This window comes from Dehalobacterium formicoaceticum (assembly GCF_002224645.1).
Lineage (GTDB): Bacteria > Bacillota > Dehalobacteriia > Dehalobacteriales > Dehalobacteriaceae > Dehalobacterium > Dehalobacterium formicoaceticum.
Map to the genome: position 1 here is coordinate 713,995 of NZ_CP022121.1, position 17,530 is coordinate 731,524.

Here is a 17,530-nt window from a genome sequence, read left to right on the forward strand (position 1 = left end):
TATTTACAATCAACTCAAAGATAAAATATGTTTCAAGAGATCATCACTGGTTTCAGCAAAAAAATCAGGGTGATATTCTTTTAACTCATCAAAACTCGCCATACCCCAGGTAACAGCAATGGTTGTTACCCCAGCCTTATTACCACACATAATATCGAAGGGACTATCCCCAACATAAATAGTTTCCTGAGGAGTTTTTTGTAACTTTTCCAACGCGTAAAAAACAGGTTCGGGATGGGGTTTATGTTTCGAAGTATCATCAACTGTAACAGTGAGAGGAAAAAAATTATCCAGATCCGTGGCTGTGAGAGTCAAATCAGCACCATACTTACTTTTTGAAGTGACGATTCCTAAGTCAAATGTATTGTTCTGCAATTCAATTAAAACTTCTCTAATGCCCGGATATAATTGAATTAGATGATGATGGATGGAACGAAAATGTTTTTGATAATTGGTGCAAAAAATATCTTCTTTCTCAGCACCTGCCATGACTTTTCCAATTTCTTTTAATGGAAGTCCTATCATTTTCATCACATCATCATTTCCCCAGGGAATGTTCATTTCCTCAAATACCTTGGCATAAGTCGCTTTGATGACAGGGAGCGTATTTGCAATGGTGCCATCTAAATCAAAAAGTACTGTATTTATAGTCATTTTATTCTCCTTCTTTGATGAAGTTTATCAAATCACTCCTACTCATTCTAATATAAAATAATTTTTTTTGTCAACAGAGCAAGTTTTTAGAAGAGTAATAAGTTATCAGATAAAAAAGGAGTATTGAGGTAAAGCCTGCTTATTGAGTTTTTCGCTTATGAATACCAAGTACAATACTTTCTGCGATTTTTCCTGCCATTTGCAAGACAATGTTAAGTCGGGTATTTTGTAAAACGAGAAATTCCATATGTCCGGAAACATTGACGATGCCTGTATAATAAATATCTCCTACAGGGGGCAGCTTTTTATGTACACCGGCACCGGGCGTAATTTGACCTAAGCCTAAGTTGATCATACCCACATTCTCGAGCTTTCCTAAACAAGCATCAATAGCAATAATGATGGGAGAAGGATGGGCCTGGTGGATTTGAGACAGCTTGTCATCAATATTATTGGCATGTACAGGCTCATTTAAAGTGCCGTAAAGGTTAAAATCGGCAGCATATCGCATCAGAAACCAACCAACAAGAGGACCTAGGCAATCTCCGGTGGCCCTGTCTGTACCAATACAGACGACAGCAATCTCCTTTTGGCCGGAGGGGTCAGCATTAATGAGGAATTTACATAATTGATCTGATAAGAGGGATAAGATCATAGGGTTTTCATAATGACATTTAATTTGCTTTTCTGCATATATTTTAGAAGTAAGAAAGGGGAAACTCATTTGTACCTCCTGGATCATTATTCTTCACTATTATATGCAAATAAAAAAATTAATATTCAAGGAGGCATTATAAGATTCAATCTCAGGTAACAAAAGTTTAGTTAGAGAAGGAGGTATAAGGTTGAAAACTAAAGCCCTAGACTGGCAAATCGCCGCTGTTTATATAGGTACGGTAATTGGTGCAGGATTTGCCTCCGGCCAGGAGTTGATGCAATTTTTTGTTCGCTTCAGTATTAAAGGTCTTTATGGCGTCCTATTAACGGGATTGGCATTTACCTTCTTCGGAGGAATCATTATTTATTTAACCAAATTGCATGGTTTTCATACTTATAAAGATTTTCTAAACTGGCAACTGGGAACCCGAATGACGGGTATCCTGGATATCATCATCCTGATTTTTTTGTTTTTGGGGTTTAGTGTGATGTTATCGGGCAGCGGAGCGTTATTTGAAGAACAGCTGGGCTTGCCGAAGATAATGGGGATCATAATTACACAGGTACTGGTAGTATTGTCATTAATGGCCAGAGATGAAGGAGTTCTATGGTTTAATTCTATCTTAATACCCATTTTAGTGATTATACTCACGGTGGTATCGGGGATTAGTCTTTTTAGCGCGGCAACAGTGAACCAGGGTAGTATTTTTGATCCTTTTGCAGATTCATTGGTTGTAAATAATTGGGTTCTCTCTTCCTTTCTTTATATCGCTTATAATATGATCAATGTATTGGTAGTTTTGGTAGCTTTGACGGCGGATAAGAAAGAGACTAGTCCTTGGGGAGGAGTAATGGGTGGATTTATATTGTCGCTTATCTCCTTATTAATTGTAGCCGCCCTTTTAGCAGCAGGGGAAACGATCTATGTATATCAAATACCAATGCTTTATTTAGCTTATCAGGTAAGTCCCATTATATTCTATTTCTATGGGGTTGTACTTTGGGGAGCGATGATTACCACTGCTGTGGCAGATGCTTATGGGCTTTGTCAGCGTTTGAGTTATGCCTGGAGCATGCCTTATAATCTCATATTGTTAATAGTGGTAATATTATCAATACCCTTTGCTATGTACGATTTTACCCTTTTAGTATCAAAAGTATACCCTGTCTTTGGTTTTATGGGATTGGCGGTCACGATGTTTTTAATAGGAAAAGGAGTAGTGTATTTATTTCAGCTGATAGGATTAAGATTAAAAAGGTTATTCTAATAAAATCATTGCAGGATATTTGATAGGTAAGGTCGAAATATTAAGCTTAGGAATTTCGAAAATTGTGTATCCCCCCAAAATAGCATATCGGATGATATATCATGTTAGGAGGTGAGCGGCTTAGCGGCCGGAAAATATTGCATAAAATAATTAGGTTGTTTTGTATATCTCTTTTGTTCCTACTCTTTGTTTTAGCAGGTTGTGCAGCAAATAATGACCTGGGTAATAACGGGAAGGATGCTCCTTCACCTGCTCACGGGGATAATTCAAAACAAAGGAAGGCACTTTTGGTAAAAGATCAAGAGTTGGTGGTGGTGTATTTTGCTTCCATGGACAAGAAAAACCTGATACCGGTCACATTGGGTATCAAGCCAACACCGGAGGCTGCCAGAGTAGCAATGGAAAAACTTTTAGCAGGACCGGAGAATGAATTTTCCGCACCGACGATTCCGGAAGGAACAAAGCTAAAGGATATGTATTTAGTTGGCACAACAGCCTATGTTGATTTGACTGAAGAACTATTGACGGCGCCCCGGCAAACTGCAGATCAGACAGTGAAATCCATCGTTTTCACCATGACAGAATTTCCTGGGGTAGAAGATGTGCAGATTATGGTAAACGGTCAAATTGAGGAAAATTTAGCAGGTGTTGATATTAGTCAGCCCTTTAAAAGGCCGGACGCAATCAATTACTATGGAGCACAACCAATGGGTCAAAATTTAGTAAAAGCATATTTCAGTGATGATAATGCTATTTATTTGGTGCCTGTGACCCTTCAAGCTGATACCCAAGACCGTCCTTTGGCGGCTCTGCGCAAATTACTTGAAGGCCCCCCGAAAAACAGTGGTTTGGGAGCAACTCTTTGGCCAGGTACCAAAATTCATAGCTTTCACATGGCAGATGGGTTAGCAACCATCGATTTTAATAATCAGGCATTTGGCTATGGGGGCGGAAGTACAGCTGAATTGATGTTTGTAAATTCCGTACTGTACACTTTGAGTCAGTTTTCTGAGATTAAACAAGTAAAGTTTTTATTTGAGGGCAAGGAAATTGAATATCTGCCGGAAGGTACAGATATGACATCTCCGATACAAATACCAAACAAAATAAATTTCATGCCATAAAGCACCTGTATAGGTGCTTTATGCGTCTTTTTAGTTTGCATCTGGATTGAGAATAAGATATATTAAAAAGAATATCAGATAGATTGAAATAGTGCCCCACGAAGGCAATAAATTCAGGTAGGAGGCCTTATGCTGTGCAAAATATTTATCAATGGCTGCCGGGTGTAGATGAGCTGTTATTAAATGAAAGAATAAAAGCAATACATGATGTCCCCCGTCAGGTAATCTTGGATGGAATCAGAAATACGTTAAAAGAGTATCGTCACCAATTAGGAGTGAACCCCGAACGGTACCAGCATAAAGAGGAACTGCAAAGGGATATATTAAATGATATCATAAAGGAGATTGCGCGCCGGGAAAAACCCCAGCTGCGCAAGGTAATTAATGCTACCGGTATCGTGCTGCATACAAATTTGGGACGTGCCCTGCTAAGTGGAAAGGCATGGAAATCGGTGGAGATAGCTGCGACAGGGTATTCCAACCTGGAACTGAATTTGGCCACAGGACATAGAGGTTCCAGGTATGCCCATGTGGAAGAATTGATTACCCGACTAACCGGAGCAGAGTCCTGTTTAGTGGTCAATAATAATGCTGCTGCAGTATTATTGGCTTTAAATACCTTAGCCAAAGGAAAAGAAACCATTGTATCCCGGGGTGAACTGGTGGAAATTGGGGGATCCTTTCGTATTCCCGATGTCATGGAACAAAGCGGATCCCATTTGGTGGAAGTTGGCACCACGAACAAGACTTACCGGTCAGATTATGAGCAAAAAATCGGATCGGAAACAAGCTTGCTCCTGAAGGTACATACCAGCAATTATCGGATTATCGGTTTTACCCAGGAAACTGATATTAAAGATTTGGTGACCCTGGGCAAGGAATTTCACCTCCCGGTAATGCATGATTTGGGGAGCGGCTCACTTTTTGATTTAAAAGGAAGGGGCATTGGTGATGAGCCCACGGTTCAGCAGATCATAGCCAGTGGTGCAGATGTGGTCACCTTTAGCGGGGACAAACTTTTGGGAGGTCCTCAAGCTGGGATTATTGCAGGGAAAGATCAATATATTTCTCTGATGAAGAAGAATCCCCTTACCCGGGCGCTGCGCATTGACAAAATGACGGTTGCCGCTTTGGAAGCAACCTTAAGAAGTTATTTGGATATGGAGGGGGCCTTGCAAGAAATCCCTACATTGGAAATGCTTACACGTCCTTTAAATGTTTTGAAAGAACAGGCACAAGAATTGAAGGCCTTGATCGCTAAGGAATTAACTTCATTTATGGATATCTCCGTGGAGGAAGGGGTCTCTCAGGTGGGAGGAGGCTCTCTGCCGGGAAAATATCTGCCCACCTATTTGGTATTATTAAAACTTAAAAAACAAAAAGTGGAACAATTTGTCCATGCGCTCAGGGAAGGAGAACCGGGGGTTCTTACCTATGTGCGGGATGATCAGGTTATCCTTGATCCCAGGACAGTTCTTGCCTCTCAATATGAGTGCTTAGTATCTGCCCTGAAAAAGGGATGTGGAGGGAAATAAATGCAGCGGATTATCATCGGAACAGCAGGTCATGTCGACCATGGAAAAACAGTTTTAACAAAAAAATTAACCGGTGTGGACACGGATCGTTTAAAAGAAGAAAAGAAACGGGGCATCTCCATCGAATTGGGCTTCGCCCCCCTGACCCTACCCAGCGGCACTCAAGTGGGTCTGGTAGATGTACCTGGTCATGAGCGTTTTATCAAGAATATGCTGGCGGGGATTGCCGGAATTGATTTAGTGCTATTGATTATTGCCGGGGATGAAGGTGTCATGCCCCAAACCAGGGAACATTTAGATATTATCGATCTTTTGGAGGTAAAAAACGGGATTGTTGTGGTGACCAAATCCGACTTGGTAGATGAAGAATGGCTGGAATTATTGCATGAAGAAATTAAGGAAGCTATGGTGGGGACGGTGTTGGAAAATGCCCCGATCATTCCTGTCTCAGCTTTTACAGGCCAGGGTATCCCAGATTTATTGGCGATGATTGATAAAATGGCCCAGGAAATGCCGCCAAAGATGATTACGGGTAAAATGCGCCTGCCGGTAGACCGGGTTTTTACTATTACCGGATTTGGTACTGTTGCAACCGGAACCCTGTGGTCCGGGCGTTTAAAAGTAGGAGACACGGTAGAGATCTTACCTGGGGGTCAAAATGCACGGGTACGAAATCTCCAGGTACACGGAGCTAAGGTCACAGAAGCTATTGCTGGGCAAAGGGTTGCCGTTAATTTGGCCGGGGTGGAGATGGAGGAAATTGACCGTGGATGCGTATTGGCTCAACCGGAGCTTTTGACACCTACCCACCGTATCGATGTAAAACTTCATTTATTGAAACATGTTGAACACCCCCTTGAGCAGAGGGCACGCATCAGAGTCCATCACGGCACCCAGGAAGTACTGGGCAGGGTGCAGTTTTTGGATCGGGAGGAACTCCAGCCGGGAGACAGTTGTTTCTGTCAAATTGTCTTAGAAACTCCTCTTATGCCTTTAAGAGGAGACCATTATGTGGTGCGCAGTTATTCACCTATGATCACCATCGGCGGCGGTACGATCGTGGATTCCCTGCCGGCAAAACACAAAAGATATCAGGATCAGGTGATGGAAAACTTGGCCTTGAAATTTAAAGGGGAACCGAAAGATCTGGTGTTGCAAGAATTGTCTGAGGATCAGGTGGGTCTGGTCATGCCGAAGGATATTGCCTCTCGGACAGGTATGGAGGAAAGCTTGATCCAGGAAATCTTGTCTGAATTAACCCAATTCCAAGAGATAAGTTATGTTCATGGAGAAGGAACCTCCTATTATTTCCTTAAGGCTCAGGAAGAGGCATGGCTGGAGATAACGAAAAAAAGACTGGGTCAATACCATCACACCTATCCCTTGCGTTCCGGCATGCCTAAAGAGGACCTTCGTTCTCGGGATTTCTCTCATCTGCCCGGGAAAATTTTCAATCTGTTGATAGAGCGTTGGCTAAAGGCGGAGATAATTAAAGGGGAAAGCCAAAGCTTGGCTTTATTGGATTTTGCGCCCCAGATTACGCCCCCTGTTGCTCAGGCCATTCAATTAATTGAAGAAGAATTACTGAAAGAACCATACTCCCCTCCTGGTTGGGATGAGCTGGCCGAAAAAGCCGGGCTGAAGGAGGAAGAAAAAGGGGAAATTATGACCTGGCTGATCAAAAACCAGCATTTGGTCAAAGTATCTGATGAAGTAATTTTTCATCAAAAAGCTTTTCATGAAGCTAAAGAAAGAATCATTAATTATCTTCGGGAACATGGCTCAATCCAATTAGCTGAAACCAGGGATTTATTGAAAACATCCCGTAAATATGCACTTCCTTTATTAGAATATTTGGATCAATCAAAAATTACCATCAGAAAAGGGGATCAGCGTTTGCTGAAAAATGCCAATTTATAAGAGAATATTTAGAATTGACAGGGAATATTGGACAAGTCTATAATGAATCTTGGAATAATAAATTTAATAAAAAAAAGGGGGAGCTTAGAAGTGAGGTTTAGTAAAAAGATACTGGTATTCTTCGCCATAATGCTGATTGCTGCATTGGGTGCAGGGTGCGGAGGCCAGGAACCCACGGGAAATGAAGGGGAAAATCCGGCTAATGGCGCCGGCGAACCGGTAAAAGTTGGATTAAACTTTGAATTATCCGGAGATGTAGCCACTTACGGCGGCAACGGAGTTAAAGGAATTGAAATGGCTGCCAAGGAGATTAATGCCAAGGGCGGTGTTTTAGGCGGGCGCCAGATTGAACTGGTTAAAGTAGATAATAAGTCTGATGCCGCAGAAGTGACCAATGTACAAACAAGATTGCTCACTGTGGAAAATGTGGCAGCGACCATCGGCCCCGCTACTTCCACCAATTCATTGGCGGCGATACCTGTAGCCATGGAAAATGAGATTCCGTTACTGACTCCTTCCGCAACTGCCGATAAGGTGACAGTGGATGAAGCCACCGGAAAGGCCAAAGAGTATGCATTCCGTCTCTGCTTCTATGATTCCTTACAGGGAAATATCGGGGCAAATTTTATTTATAATAACCTGGGACTAAAAAAAGCAGCGGTTTATATTGATACCAACAGTGATTACAGTAAAGCCATCGGCTCTGTATTTAAAAAGGATTTTACCGCTTTAGGCGGAGAGATTATCGCTGAGGAAAACTATGTAAAAACCGACCAGGATTATAAAGCGACATTAACCAGAATTAAAAACGCCAAACCGGAAGTTATTTATCTTCCCGGCTATTATAACAATGTGGGTTTAATCGTAAAACAAGCCCGCGAAATGGGCATTACCGTTCCTTTTGTCGGCGCTGACGGTTATGATTCCCCTGATTTAGTTAAGCTGGGCGGGGCGAAAAACTTGAACAATGTTTTCTTTACCAACCACTATTCTTCCCAGGATACCGACCCTAAGGTGCGAGCTTTCGTAGAGGCCTTTAAGGCTGAGTACGGAGATGTTCCGGATGCCTTTGCTGCTATGGGTTATGATGCCATGTATCTAATGGCGGATGCGATTAACCGAGCCGGAAGCGATGATCCGATTGCGATTAAAGATGCTTTAGCGGCTACCAAGGATTTTCCGGCTGTTACCGGGACCTTGACCATGGATGATAAACACAATCCGATTAAGTCCGTGGTAATTTTGGAATTAGTAGATGGAGTACCAACCTTTAAAGATAAAATTGATCCGATTCAACCCTAATATTCACGCAAAAATGGGGGGAGGCAACTCCCCTCTCTTCCCTTTGTGTGTTTTTTCAAAAAAAAAATCCCGCTGGATTTATATTTTTAGACCGGCATCGCAACTAATATTCGGTTAGGGGTGGCACAATTGGAGATTTTCATTCAACAACTTATTAATGGAATTGCTTTGGGCAGCATCTATGCTTTGATTGCCCTGGGTTATACGATGGTATATGGAATTATCAAGTTAATCAACTTTGCCCATGGCGACATCTATATGGTGGGAGCTTTTGTGGCTTTTTTTATGATCTCCATATTTGATATGCCTTTTTCTATTGCTTTACTGGTCGCCATGGCGGCTTGTGCTTTATTGGGTATGATCATTGAACGAGTGGCATATAAACCGCTAAGAAATCAAGATCGTTTAACAGCCTTAATTACCGCCATCGGAGTTTCTTTTTTTCTGGAATATACGATGATCTATTTGGTGAAACCGGATCCCCGGGCTTTTCCGGCGAGTTTTCAACTGCATAATTTTCACATCGGGAACATCGTTATTTCCAGCAAGGATCTGATCATTTTTGCCATCAGCCTTGGTTTGATGCTGTTGTTAACTTATGTGGTAAATCGTACAAAAACAGGTAAATCAATGCGTGCCGTTTCTTATGATAGTGAGGCAGCCCAACTGATGGGTATTGATGTGAATAAAACTATTTCTGCCACCTTTGCTTTAGGTTCTGCATTGGCTGCGGCAGCAGGGGTTCTGGTGGGTATGTATTACGGTCAGATCGAACCTCTTATGGGGATTATGCCCGGATTGAAAGCATTCATCGCTGCCGTAATCGGTGGGATTGGTATTATTCCCGGGGCAGCTTTTGGGGGATTGATTTTAGGTGTTACCGAGTCCCTGGTTAGTGGTGCCGGGTATTCCATGCTGCGGGATGCGGTTGCTTTTATCATTTTAATCATCATCTTAATTGTTAAACCCACCGGTTTAATGGGTAAAAATGTGAAGGAGAAAGTGTAGGTGACGGCCATGAACAATAAAAAACAAGGGAATTCTTTTTTGAAACGTAACGCCCTCTCACTTATTGTCGCGGTAATTCTAGTGGCCGTTTATCTTGGATTGCATTTCTGGATTGCAGGCTTTGAAATTGGCGGCACTAGATATAAATTAAATAATTACTATACTTTGAACTTATATCTGATGGGGATGAATATTATCCTGGCAGTAAGTCTTAATTTAGTATGCGGCATTACCGGCCAGCTGGCCTTGGGTCATGCCGGATTTATGGCAGTAGGTGCATATCTTTCGGCGATTTTAACGGTAAAATTCGGCATGCCTTTTATCGTGGCGATTTTAGCTGCAGGTTTAGCGGCTGCGATCATGGGCTTTCTGATTGGATTACCCACCCTGCGCTTAAAAGGTGACTATCTGGCGATTGCGACCTTAGGGATGGCAGAAATCATCCGAGTGCTCCTGATAAATATTGACTATGTGGGAGGAGCCAGTGGGTTTAGTCCCATTCCTAAACTGACAAATTGGACTTGGATCTTTGTGGCTACAGTAGGCACGGTACTTTTTGCCAAGAATTTTATTAATTCCACTTATGGCCGGGCTTGTATCTCAATTCGAGAGGACGAAATTGCAGCTGAGACTATGGGCATTAACAGTACCCGGTATAAGACTCTGGCTTTTTGCCTGGGCGCCTTTTTTGCCGGTGTAGCCGGTGCTCTTTATGCCCATAATTTTTATATTATTCAGCCCAATGTATTTAATTTCTTTAAATCCTTTGAATATTTAGTGATGGTCGTATTAGGCGGTTTGGGCAGCATAACAGGTTCTATTTTGGCAGCATCCGGATTAACAATTGTGAATGTAGGTTTACAAAAGGTACCGGAAGTCAGAATGATTTTATACTCTATTGTTTTAATCGCTGTGATGCTTTTCCGCCCCGGAGGCATCATGGGGAGAAAGGAATTGTCCTTCTCCAGCTTTAAATCCAAAAAGGAAAGGGGTAAAGAGCGTGGCACTTCTGGAAATTAACAACGTGGGAATCGCCTTTGGCGGTTTAAGAGCAGTGACGAATTGCAATATCTCACTTGAGCAGGGGGAATTGATCGGACTGATTGGTCCAAACGGAGCGGGGAAAACAACTGTTTTTAATATGCTGACCGGTGTTTACAACCCGACGGAAGGTGAGATTATTTTTGAGGGTAAATCCATCGCGGGGTTAAGGCCATATCATATTACAAAACGAGGGATTGCCCGCACCTTTCAAAATATTCGTCTTTTTAAAGAATTGACGGTGCTGGATAATGTAAAAATTCCTTATCATATTCACGCCCGCCATGGCATGTTCAGCACCGTATTGCGTTTGCCTGCCTATTATCGCGGGGAAGCGGAAATTACTGAAAAAGCGATAGCCTGTTTGGATGTTTTTGGTTTGGCAGATAAAAAGGATGAAGTGGCAAAAAATCTTCCTTATGGTCAACAGAGAAGACTGGAAATTGCCCGGGCTTTGGCGGCACAACCCAGACTTTTGCTTTTAGATGAACCGGCAGCAGGTATGAATCCCCAGGAAACCCATGAGCTTATGGAACTGATTTACTGGATCCGGGATCACTTTAAATTAACCATTCTGTTAATTGAACACGATATGTCTTTGGTTATGGGCGTGTGTGAACGAATTTACGTTCTGGAATACGGGAGAATTATTGCAGAGGGCACCCCGGATGAAATCAAAAATGATCCTAAGGTCATTAAGGCATATCTCGGGGAGGAGGTCAAGCTTAATGCTTAAGATTAATCAAATCAATGTCTATTACGGAGCATCTATCCATGCATTAAAAGAAATCTCCCTCGAGGTGAAGCAAGGAGAAATTGTGACCATGATCGGAGCTAACGGTGCCGGTAAAACCAGCATCCTGAAAAGTATTTCCGGTCTTCTGGTACCAAAATCCGGTACCATCACCTTTGAGAGCCAAAACATTACAGGTATTCCTGCCAAGGATATTGTTAAAAAAGGTATTTGTCATGTTCCGGAGGGAAGGAGAATTTTTGCCAATATGACTGTTTTAGAGAATCTGGAATTAGGCGCTTTTTTAGATTCTGACAAAGCAGCGGTAAAGCAAAGGATGAAAACTGTTTTTGAACGTTTTCCCCGATTGTTTGAAAGAAAAAATCAATCCTCAGGCACCCTCTCCGGGGGTGAACAGCAGATGCTGGCCATGGGGCGTGCCTTAATGGGTAAGCCCCGGCTTTTGCTTTTGGACGAACCCTCCATGGGTCTTGCCCCCATTCTGGTACAAGAGATTTTTAGCATCATTAAAGAAATCAACGACCAGGGTACCACTGTTCTGGTTGTAGAACAAAATGCCCATCAAGCTCTATCCATTGCCCATCGGGCTTACGTCTTGGAAACGGGGAGAATTGTTTTAAGCGGCACAGCAGATGAGGTCGCTTCTTCCGAGGATGTGAAAAAAGCCTATTTAGGCGGGTAACAACATCTAAAATCATTTTTTACGGGAAAGCCGCAGGGGCTTTCTTTTTTTACCATTCTTGAGATAAAGGAATTAGGGGGAGTTTGTAGAAATAAGATGAAATAAGATAGAAGTGAAAAATAAAAACCTAGGAGAGAAAAAATGAAGCGAAAATTCCTGATGTTATTATTAATGCTTTTTTCCTTAGCCATTCCCGGTTCTGTGTCGGCAGCCGGGTCGATCGGCCTCTATGTAAACGGGCAGCAAATTACCCCGGATGTACCCCCCAGGATTGTTCAGGGGAGAGTTATTTTACCTGCTCGGGCGATTCTGGAACCTTTGGGAGCAGAACTGTTTTGGGATAGCAAAAGCCGTACTGTGACAGTGTTTCAGGGTGTTAATAAGATTACCTTAATCATAAATCAAAAGACGGCTACAGTAAACGGAATAAAATATACCTTGGATGCGCCGGCCACTATCATCAACGGAAGAACCTTTCTACCGGTAAGATTTATTGCCGAAGCCTTTGATTCTTATGTGGAGTGGGATAGCACCAATCGACTTGTGAAGGTCTTACATAATGATAGTTCGGGCCGGGGCACAAGTGTTGTCACCGGTTATTATTATGATTATCGCTCTTTAACGGATCTGGAGAACTATGGGGACAAAATCACTGATACCATTCATTTTTCTTATGAACTTAATAGCGAAAACCGGGTGCAGGAGAAAGTATTCTTTGAACAGGGTCTGCGCCATGCCCGGCAAAATGGTATGGGAGCGGAAATGCTGGTTGCTGCCTTCGATAAACCTTTATTAAAAAACCTGATGGAAGATGAAAGCAGCCAAAAACTCGTAATCGAGGATATCAATGGGATCCTGGAGTCACGGGGCTTTGACGGAGTTAATATGGATCTGGAGGGTATTGATCCCAGTCAAAGAGATAATTATGTGAACTTTATCAGTATGTTAAAAGAGGGGTTAGGATCCCGTTATACCCTTTCCTTATCCTTGCCCGCCCGCACCTCTGACCGGGAATGGTGGTATGACGGTTATGATTATCAGTCTCTGGCCAAAATTGCGGATCGAATTATGATCATGGCCTATGATCAACATCATAATGGAGGGGAACCGGGACCAGTGGCCGGTAACGATTGGGTAGAACGAGTGATCAATTATCTTCTGCCTCAGATTCCTAAAGAAAAATTTCAGTTGGGTCTAGGTATTTATGGGCGGGATTGGCCGGAAACAGGAGTCGGGAAAGCAATATTTACCCAGGATGCCCGTAATCTGGCTGCAGCGAAGGGGGTTGCCATTCAAAAGGATCAGGCTTCCGGTGTTTCCTGGTTTTCCTATACAGATGACAGCGGTATCAAGCATCAGGTCTGGTTTGAAGACCGGGAAAGTGCTCAATCCAAATTAGAGCTGGCAAAAAAATATCAATTATCCGGCGTAGCTTTATGGCGTTTAGGGGTTATTCCTCCTGATATTTGGGAAATATTTAATAAAGGGTAATATAGTGAAAAAATATTTCAAATACTACTTAAATAAATAATGTTTATGTGGTACAATGTTTATTGCTAAGGGAGCGGATCTGGCCTGGTGGCCGGTCTGGACTTCAAATCCAGTGAGACGTAGTGATCCTGCGTCTGGTGTGTTCGATTCGCACACGTTCCCGCCAAAAGTTAAAATTTTAAGGGTTATGCAGTTTTGAACTGGCATAACCCTTTTTCTATAAGAATCAAAAGCACCCTCAATTTTAACATAAGGGTGCTTCCTTGTTATTTTTAGTTTAGGATACTTGATTTTATTCGGCATATTTAATCAAGGTGATGGTAGCGAAATCGGCATCCCAGCTAATCTCCCAGCCGACTTTTTCAAATTCTTTCACGGGAACAAAGAGCAGTCCCTCTTGAATCGCCCCTTTAAAGTAAATAGGCTGACCATCCATTTTCACATAGGCTTGATGTTTATCAGGATCCCAGCCCGCTTCTTCGTTTAAAATGTCTGCCATCTGACGGAAAGGCACGCTGGTCTGACCTTCTTCGAGTACCGCTTCCAAATCACCAAATTTGGATTCCAAACCATGGCTCATGGAATAAAAGCCGTAATCCGGTTCAACATAAATATATACAATCCATGGTATTTTTGCCTGAAAATCAGTCAGAGAAATCAATCCTTCTTGGGGAACTGTTACTTCAAAATTATTGGTTTTCTTGGTGCGATCCTTTACCTGCCAGACAAGATCCAAGGGTTGCGTGGCTTCCGGTTCTCCTTTTACTTGAAGTAATAGTTCAAGTTGAGAATCATAGGTGGAGGAATCCGCTTTTTGTAAGGAGAGAGAAAGTTTTGTTTCACCTAAGCTGCCAATGATCTCATTTTCGATCATAGCACGGTTTTCTGCCCATTCGTTAAGGAATTCCGAGCCGCCCATTTTGATTTCATTAATGAATTCGGTGATACCTTGCAGATAAGCCTCTTTTTGGTCAGGATCTAACTCCAGAAGGAGCATTTCTTCATCTGTTAAATCCTCTACTGCAGAAATCAGATACGCTTCCAGTTGATCAGCATGGTCCAGGGAATAAAGAACAAAAGGTTCAATGAGTTCCATCACTTCTTGGGGCGTAAGATTAATGGAGAATCCATTCCTTTCTTTTTTCACAATCCCTGTTTCATACTGCTGATAAACTTCATTCATTAATCCATCAATTAAGGAATAATACAGTGTGTTTTGTGTTTTAATCTGTTCTGTATTCCACAAGTTTGCTGAGTTCAAGGTTATTGGCCCTTCTTCTGAAGCTAACAAATCCGCCATTTCCTCCCGGGAGATGGTAAGATAAGCCTTACCATCGAGGGCATCAATGTAGGGGGTGAACTCAGAATCAATACTTAATATTTCAGCTATTTTGTCTACTCTAATATAGAGATCATCCTCCTTGCCGATGATGGAGAATAGTTCCCGGGGCTCCGCTTTTTCATAGAGTTTCAGGTAAATGGAGGCGGAGATCAATTGTCGATCCAGATCCGCCTTAATATTGTATGTAAGCTTGATATCCTGCAATACTTTTAAGATGATATCCTGGAATAGGGGGGATTTTCCTGTGATTTCTGTAATTTCCCCAGGTAGCTGGTTGACGGTCAAGGTGATTTCCCCATCGCTAACGTAAGAATTCAGGGAACTGGATTCTTTTTGTAAAGCATAAAAATCTTTTTCAACCTGGCTGCATCCGGAGAGCATGATCATGCCCCACAGTAAAATAAAAAGTACTAAGATGTGGTTACGTAGTTTCATAAAATTGCTCCTATCTTTATTATTTTAGTATTTTGATAGTTATTCTATAATTTACAAATGATTCCTGCCTAGAATTGTGAATTTTTTAAAGGAATAATGAAAGATAGGGAATGGATCCCAGCATTGTTAAAAAGATGATCAGATCGTGACAGGAAAAGACCGACATAAGTAGAATACTATTTAGGAGCTTAGATGGGTTATGGCTACAGAACCAAGTATTTAGTATAATATAGAAAGATCATACTTAATGAGGTGAAATCTGTTGTATAAATTGGTTTTGTTTGATTTGGACGGGACTTTACTACCTTTGGATATTGAAGTTTTTGTCAAGAATTATTTTGTCTCGATCACCGATTTTTTTCAAGATGTGGTAGATCCCCAGGTGTTTTTGCATAACTTAAAGCAATCCACCAGGGCGATGGCCAGAAACCAGGGGGATACGGTGAATGAAGAAGTTTTTATGAAAAACTTCCTGCCGGCTGTTGGACGGGAACGGGATTTCATGTATCCTCGTTTTCAGCTCTATTATGAAAAAGAGTTTCCTAAATTGAAGGAATATGCAGGTTTTTCGCCCTGGGCGCAAGAATCAGTAACCGAGGTGCTAAACAAAGGATATCCTATTGTACTGGCTACCAATCCCCTCTTTCCCCGCATGGCAACCGTAGAAAGAATGTCCTGGGCGAGAATATCTCAATATCCCTGGTCCATGATTACCACCTATGAGAATAGCCGCCGCTGCAAACCCAACGTTCAATATTACCAGGATATATGCCGCCGGATGGGTGTTCAGGCCAAGGATTGCCTGATGATTGGCAATGATGTACAAGAGGATATTGTAGCCGGTACCCTGGGCATGGATACTTTTTTAGTTACGGATCATCTCATTGACCGAGGAAATCCGGTCTATCATCCTGGGCATCAGGGGACCTTGTCGGAGTTGGCGCACTTTATGAAAGAAATGCCTCAATATTCACCTCAGGGTTGTTAGAATCATAAAATAGTGTAGGATCCGGCTTGCCGAGAGTGATGAGCATGAGTATAGAAAAAGAGCTATGCAAATGTTTAAGGATGGCCAATTTAACAGATGATGAACGAAGGCGATTGTTGGTTTTTCTCACGGAGTGTGTGGCTGCGATTTTAAAGGTGGATGCTAAAATCAGTACTTAATAACGGCGAGGAGGCGAATGCGGTGAGTGACTCTTCAGATTTTGCTAAACTTTTAGAGGGTTGCGATGATTTGGAGCCCCTGTTGGCATTGTTGGGGAAAACATCTGGGACACTATCTGATGCTGATCGCATTCGCCTGCTGCGGGTCATTATGGCATTCTTGGGTGTTTGTTTAAAGGTAGATCTAAAAATAACCGTTTAGATCTGCCTTTTATTGTTGAAGGGAGCTATGGGAAGGTTTATAATTTAACAGATTAAGATCTGTTAGGTGGTGCTTTTAATGTCTGATAATAATCTTCCCATTGGTTTTTTTGATTCCGGGGTGGGCGGCGTCAGTGTCCTGGCGGAGGCGGCACGGCTGCTTCCCTGTGAATCTATGATCTATTTAGGTGATTCTCTTCATAACCCTTATGGCACCAAAGAGGTGGCAGAGATTAAGGAGCTTTCCTTTCAGGCTGCTGAATTTTTAATAAAATTGGGCATTAAAGCACTGGTGGTCGCCTGTAATACGGCAACCAGCGCTGCCATTAATGACCTAAGATGTAATTTGGATATTCCGGTGATTGGCATGGAACCGGCATTGAAGCCGGGGGTGGAAAGATGTGGTCAGGGAGATATCGTAGTGATGGCGACACCCGTTACTTTGCGGGAAAAAAAGTTTCAATGTCTGCTGGAAAATTATCGTGGGGATCATCATATAATCTCTTTGCCTTGCCCGGGTTTGGCCGAACTGATCGAAGGGGGAACATACAGAGGACAAGCAGTCCAAAATTATCTGGAAAACATTTTTGCTTCCATTGACATGGGCAAGGTTTCTGTCATCGTGTTAGGCTGTACCCATTATGTTTTTATCAAGAAACAGATAGCAGAATTGTTTCCCTAGGTGGTAATCATTGATGGCAATATAGGTACGGTGAAAAATTTGCAAAGAATTTTAACCAAAAAAAACCTTCTCGCCGATCAAAATGAAAAAAAGCGAACGATTCAGTATTACGCTACCGCTGATTCGGAAAGATTTGTGCCTCTCTGTGAGGAATTGTTTCATTATTATTAAGCATGAACAAACACTTAGCACTTATTCTGATTAGCAGATTGGGACGAGGGATCCAATCTTCCTTCACATATTTTAAGGGATTTTATCGCACACTAG

16 protein-coding genes, 1 tRNA gene and 1 pseudogene are annotated in these 17,530 nt (G+C 42.2%); 15 read left to right on the forward strand and 3 right to left on the reverse strand.

Annotation, left to right across the window (positions count from 1 at the left end; translation table 11 throughout):
- Positions 1–9: 9 nt before the first annotated feature.
- Both CEQ75_RS03580 and yyaC read right to left on the reverse strand, forming a co-directional pair.
- Complete coding sequence (locus tag CEQ75_RS03580; RefSeq protein ID WP_089609108.1) at positions 10–654, reverse strand: HAD family hydrolase; 645 nt, start codon at positions 652–654, stop codon at positions 10–12.
- A 139-nt stretch (positions 655–793) separates the two neighbouring features.
- Positions 794–1,378 carry a spore protease YyaC gene (yyaC, locus tag CEQ75_RS03585; protein WP_089609109.1) on the reverse strand — a complete coding sequence of 195 codons (585 nt, stop codon included), beginning with the start codon at positions 1,376–1,378 and terminating at the stop codon, positions 794–796.
- Between the two features lie 121 nt (positions 1,379–1,499).
- On the opposite strand from yyaC, the gene CEQ75_RS03590 reads away from it, so the two are divergent.
- The 11 genes from CEQ75_RS03590 to CEQ75_RS18250 all read left to right on the forward strand — a co-directional run bounded on the left by CEQ75_RS03590 (position 1,500) and on the right by CEQ75_RS18250 (position 13,602).
- Positions 1,500–2,579, forward strand: coding sequence for a YkvI family membrane protein (locus tag CEQ75_RS03590; RefSeq protein ID WP_089609110.1), 1,080 nt, complete (start codon positions 1,500–1,502; stop codon positions 2,577–2,579).
- Positions 2,580–2,866: 287 nt separating this feature from the next.
- Complete coding sequence (locus CEQ75_RS03595) at positions 2,867–3,703, forward strand: GerMN domain-containing protein (protein ID WP_198306619.1); 837 nt, start codon at positions 2,867–2,869, stop codon at positions 3,701–3,703.
- 134 nt (positions 3,704–3,837) lie between these two features.
- Positions 3,838–5,238: an L-seryl-tRNA(Sec) selenium transferase gene (gene selA / locus CEQ75_RS03600; RefSeq protein ID WP_089609112.1), complete on the forward strand. Its 1,401-nt coding sequence runs from the start codon at positions 3,838–3,840 to the stop codon at positions 5,236–5,238.
- On the forward strand, positions 5,239–7,158 hold the full coding sequence (selB, locus tag CEQ75_RS03605) for a selenocysteine-specific translation elongation factor (RefSeq protein WP_089609113.1): 1,920 nt from the start codon (positions 5,239–5,241) through the stop codon (positions 7,156–7,158).
- Positions 7,159–7,248: 90 nt separating this feature from the next.
- A complete protein-coding gene (locus CEQ75_RS03610) occupies positions 7,249–8,460 on the forward strand; it encodes an ABC transporter substrate-binding protein (RefSeq protein ID WP_242965367.1) in 1,212 nt (403 codons plus the stop codon).
- A gap of 129 nt (positions 8,461–8,589) precedes the next feature.
- On the forward strand, positions 8,590–9,468 hold the full coding sequence (locus CEQ75_RS03615; protein WP_089609115.1) for a branched-chain amino acid ABC transporter permease: 879 nt from the start codon (positions 8,590–8,592) through the stop codon (positions 9,466–9,468).
- 9 nt (positions 9,469–9,477) lie between these two features.
- Positions 9,478–10,488, forward strand: coding sequence for a branched-chain amino acid ABC transporter permease (locus tag CEQ75_RS03620; RefSeq protein ID WP_089612487.1), 1,011 nt, complete (start codon positions 9,478–9,480; stop codon positions 10,486–10,488).
- The gene (locus CEQ75_RS03625; RefSeq protein ID WP_089609116.1) at positions 10,469–11,245 is read left to right on the forward strand and encodes an ABC transporter ATP-binding protein; all 777 of its coding nucleotides are present in this window, start codon (positions 10,469–10,471) and stop codon (positions 11,243–11,245) included. The genes CEQ75_RS03620 and CEQ75_RS03625 overlap by 20 nt, the downstream gene beginning before the upstream one ends.
- Positions 11,238–11,945, forward strand: coding sequence for an ABC transporter ATP-binding protein (locus tag CEQ75_RS03630; protein WP_089609117.1), 708 nt, complete (start codon positions 11,238–11,240; stop codon positions 11,943–11,945). The genes CEQ75_RS03625 and CEQ75_RS03630 overlap by 8 nt, the downstream gene beginning before the upstream one ends.
- Positions 11,946–12,086: 141 nt before the next feature.
- Positions 12,087–13,436 (forward strand): stalk domain-containing protein, encoded by a 1,350-nt coding sequence (locus CEQ75_RS03635; protein WP_089609118.1) that lies wholly within the window; start codon positions 12,087–12,089, stop codon positions 13,434–13,436.
- A gap of 69 nt (positions 13,437–13,505) precedes the next feature.
- A tRNA-Sec gene (locus tag CEQ75_RS18250) sits at positions 13,506–13,602 on the forward strand.
- Positions 13,603–13,728: 126 nt separating this feature from the next.
- On the opposite strand, the gene CEQ75_RS03645 is transcribed toward CEQ75_RS18250, so the two are convergent.
- A complete protein-coding gene (locus CEQ75_RS03645; protein WP_089609120.1) occupies positions 13,729–15,213 on the reverse strand; it encodes a hypothetical protein in 1,485 nt (494 codons plus the stop codon).
- A gap of 262 nt (positions 15,214–15,475) precedes the next feature.
- On the opposite strand from CEQ75_RS03645, the gene CEQ75_RS03650 reads away from it, so the two are divergent.
- From CEQ75_RS03650 to murI, 4 genes and pseudogenes are all read left to right on the forward strand, one after another.
- On the forward strand, positions 15,476–16,201 hold the full coding sequence (locus CEQ75_RS03650) for an HAD family hydrolase (RefSeq protein WP_157677311.1): 726 nt from the start codon (positions 15,476–15,478) through the stop codon (positions 16,199–16,201).
- Between the two features lie 44 nt (positions 16,202–16,245).
- Positions 16,246–16,380, forward strand: coding sequence for a hypothetical protein (locus tag CEQ75_RS19175; RefSeq protein ID WP_276327718.1), 135 nt, complete (start codon positions 16,246–16,248; stop codon positions 16,378–16,380).
- A 22-nt stretch (positions 16,381–16,402) separates the two neighbouring features.
- The gene (locus CEQ75_RS03655) at positions 16,403–16,582 is read left to right on the forward strand and encodes a hypothetical protein (protein ID WP_089609122.1); all 180 of its coding nucleotides are present in this window, start codon (positions 16,403–16,405) and stop codon (positions 16,580–16,582) included.
- Positions 16,583–16,660: 78 nt separating this feature from the next.
- Positions 16,661–17,434 (forward strand): annotated as a pseudogene (gene murI / locus CEQ75_RS03660) (glutamate racemase).
- Positions 17,435–17,530 lie beyond the last annotated feature (96 nt).

Bases quoted from the DNA above. Each gene is read 5' to 3' on its own strand.
- selB (WP_089609113.1), top strand. From the start codon at position 5,239: ATGCAGCGGATTATCATCGGAACAGCAGGTCATGTCGACCATGGAAAA.
- CEQ75_RS03580 (WP_089609108.1), bottom strand. From the start codon at position 654: ATGACTATAAATACAGTACTTTTTGATTTAGATGGCACCATTGCAAAT.
- yyaC (WP_089609109.1), bottom strand. From the start codon at position 1,378: ATGAGTTTCCCCTTTCTTACTTCTAAAATATATGCAGAAAAGCAAATT.
- CEQ75_RS03620 (WP_089612487.1), top strand. From the start codon at position 9,478: ATGAACAATAAAAAACAAGGGAATTCTTTTTTGAAACGTAACGCCCTC.
- CEQ75_RS03635 (WP_089609118.1), top strand. From the start codon at position 12,087: ATGAAGCGAAAATTCCTGATGTTATTATTAATGCTTTTTTCCTTAGCC.
- CEQ75_RS03645 (WP_089609120.1), bottom strand. From the start codon at position 15,213: ATGAAACTACGTAACCACATCTTAGTACTTTTTATTTTACTGTGGGGC.
- CEQ75_RS19175 (WP_276327718.1), top strand. From the start codon at position 16,246: ATGAGTATAGAAAAAGAGCTATGCAAATGTTTAAGGATGGCCAATTTA.
- CEQ75_RS03630 (WP_089609117.1), top strand. From the start codon at position 11,238: ATGCTTAAGATTAATCAAATCAATGTCTATTACGGAGCATCTATCCAT.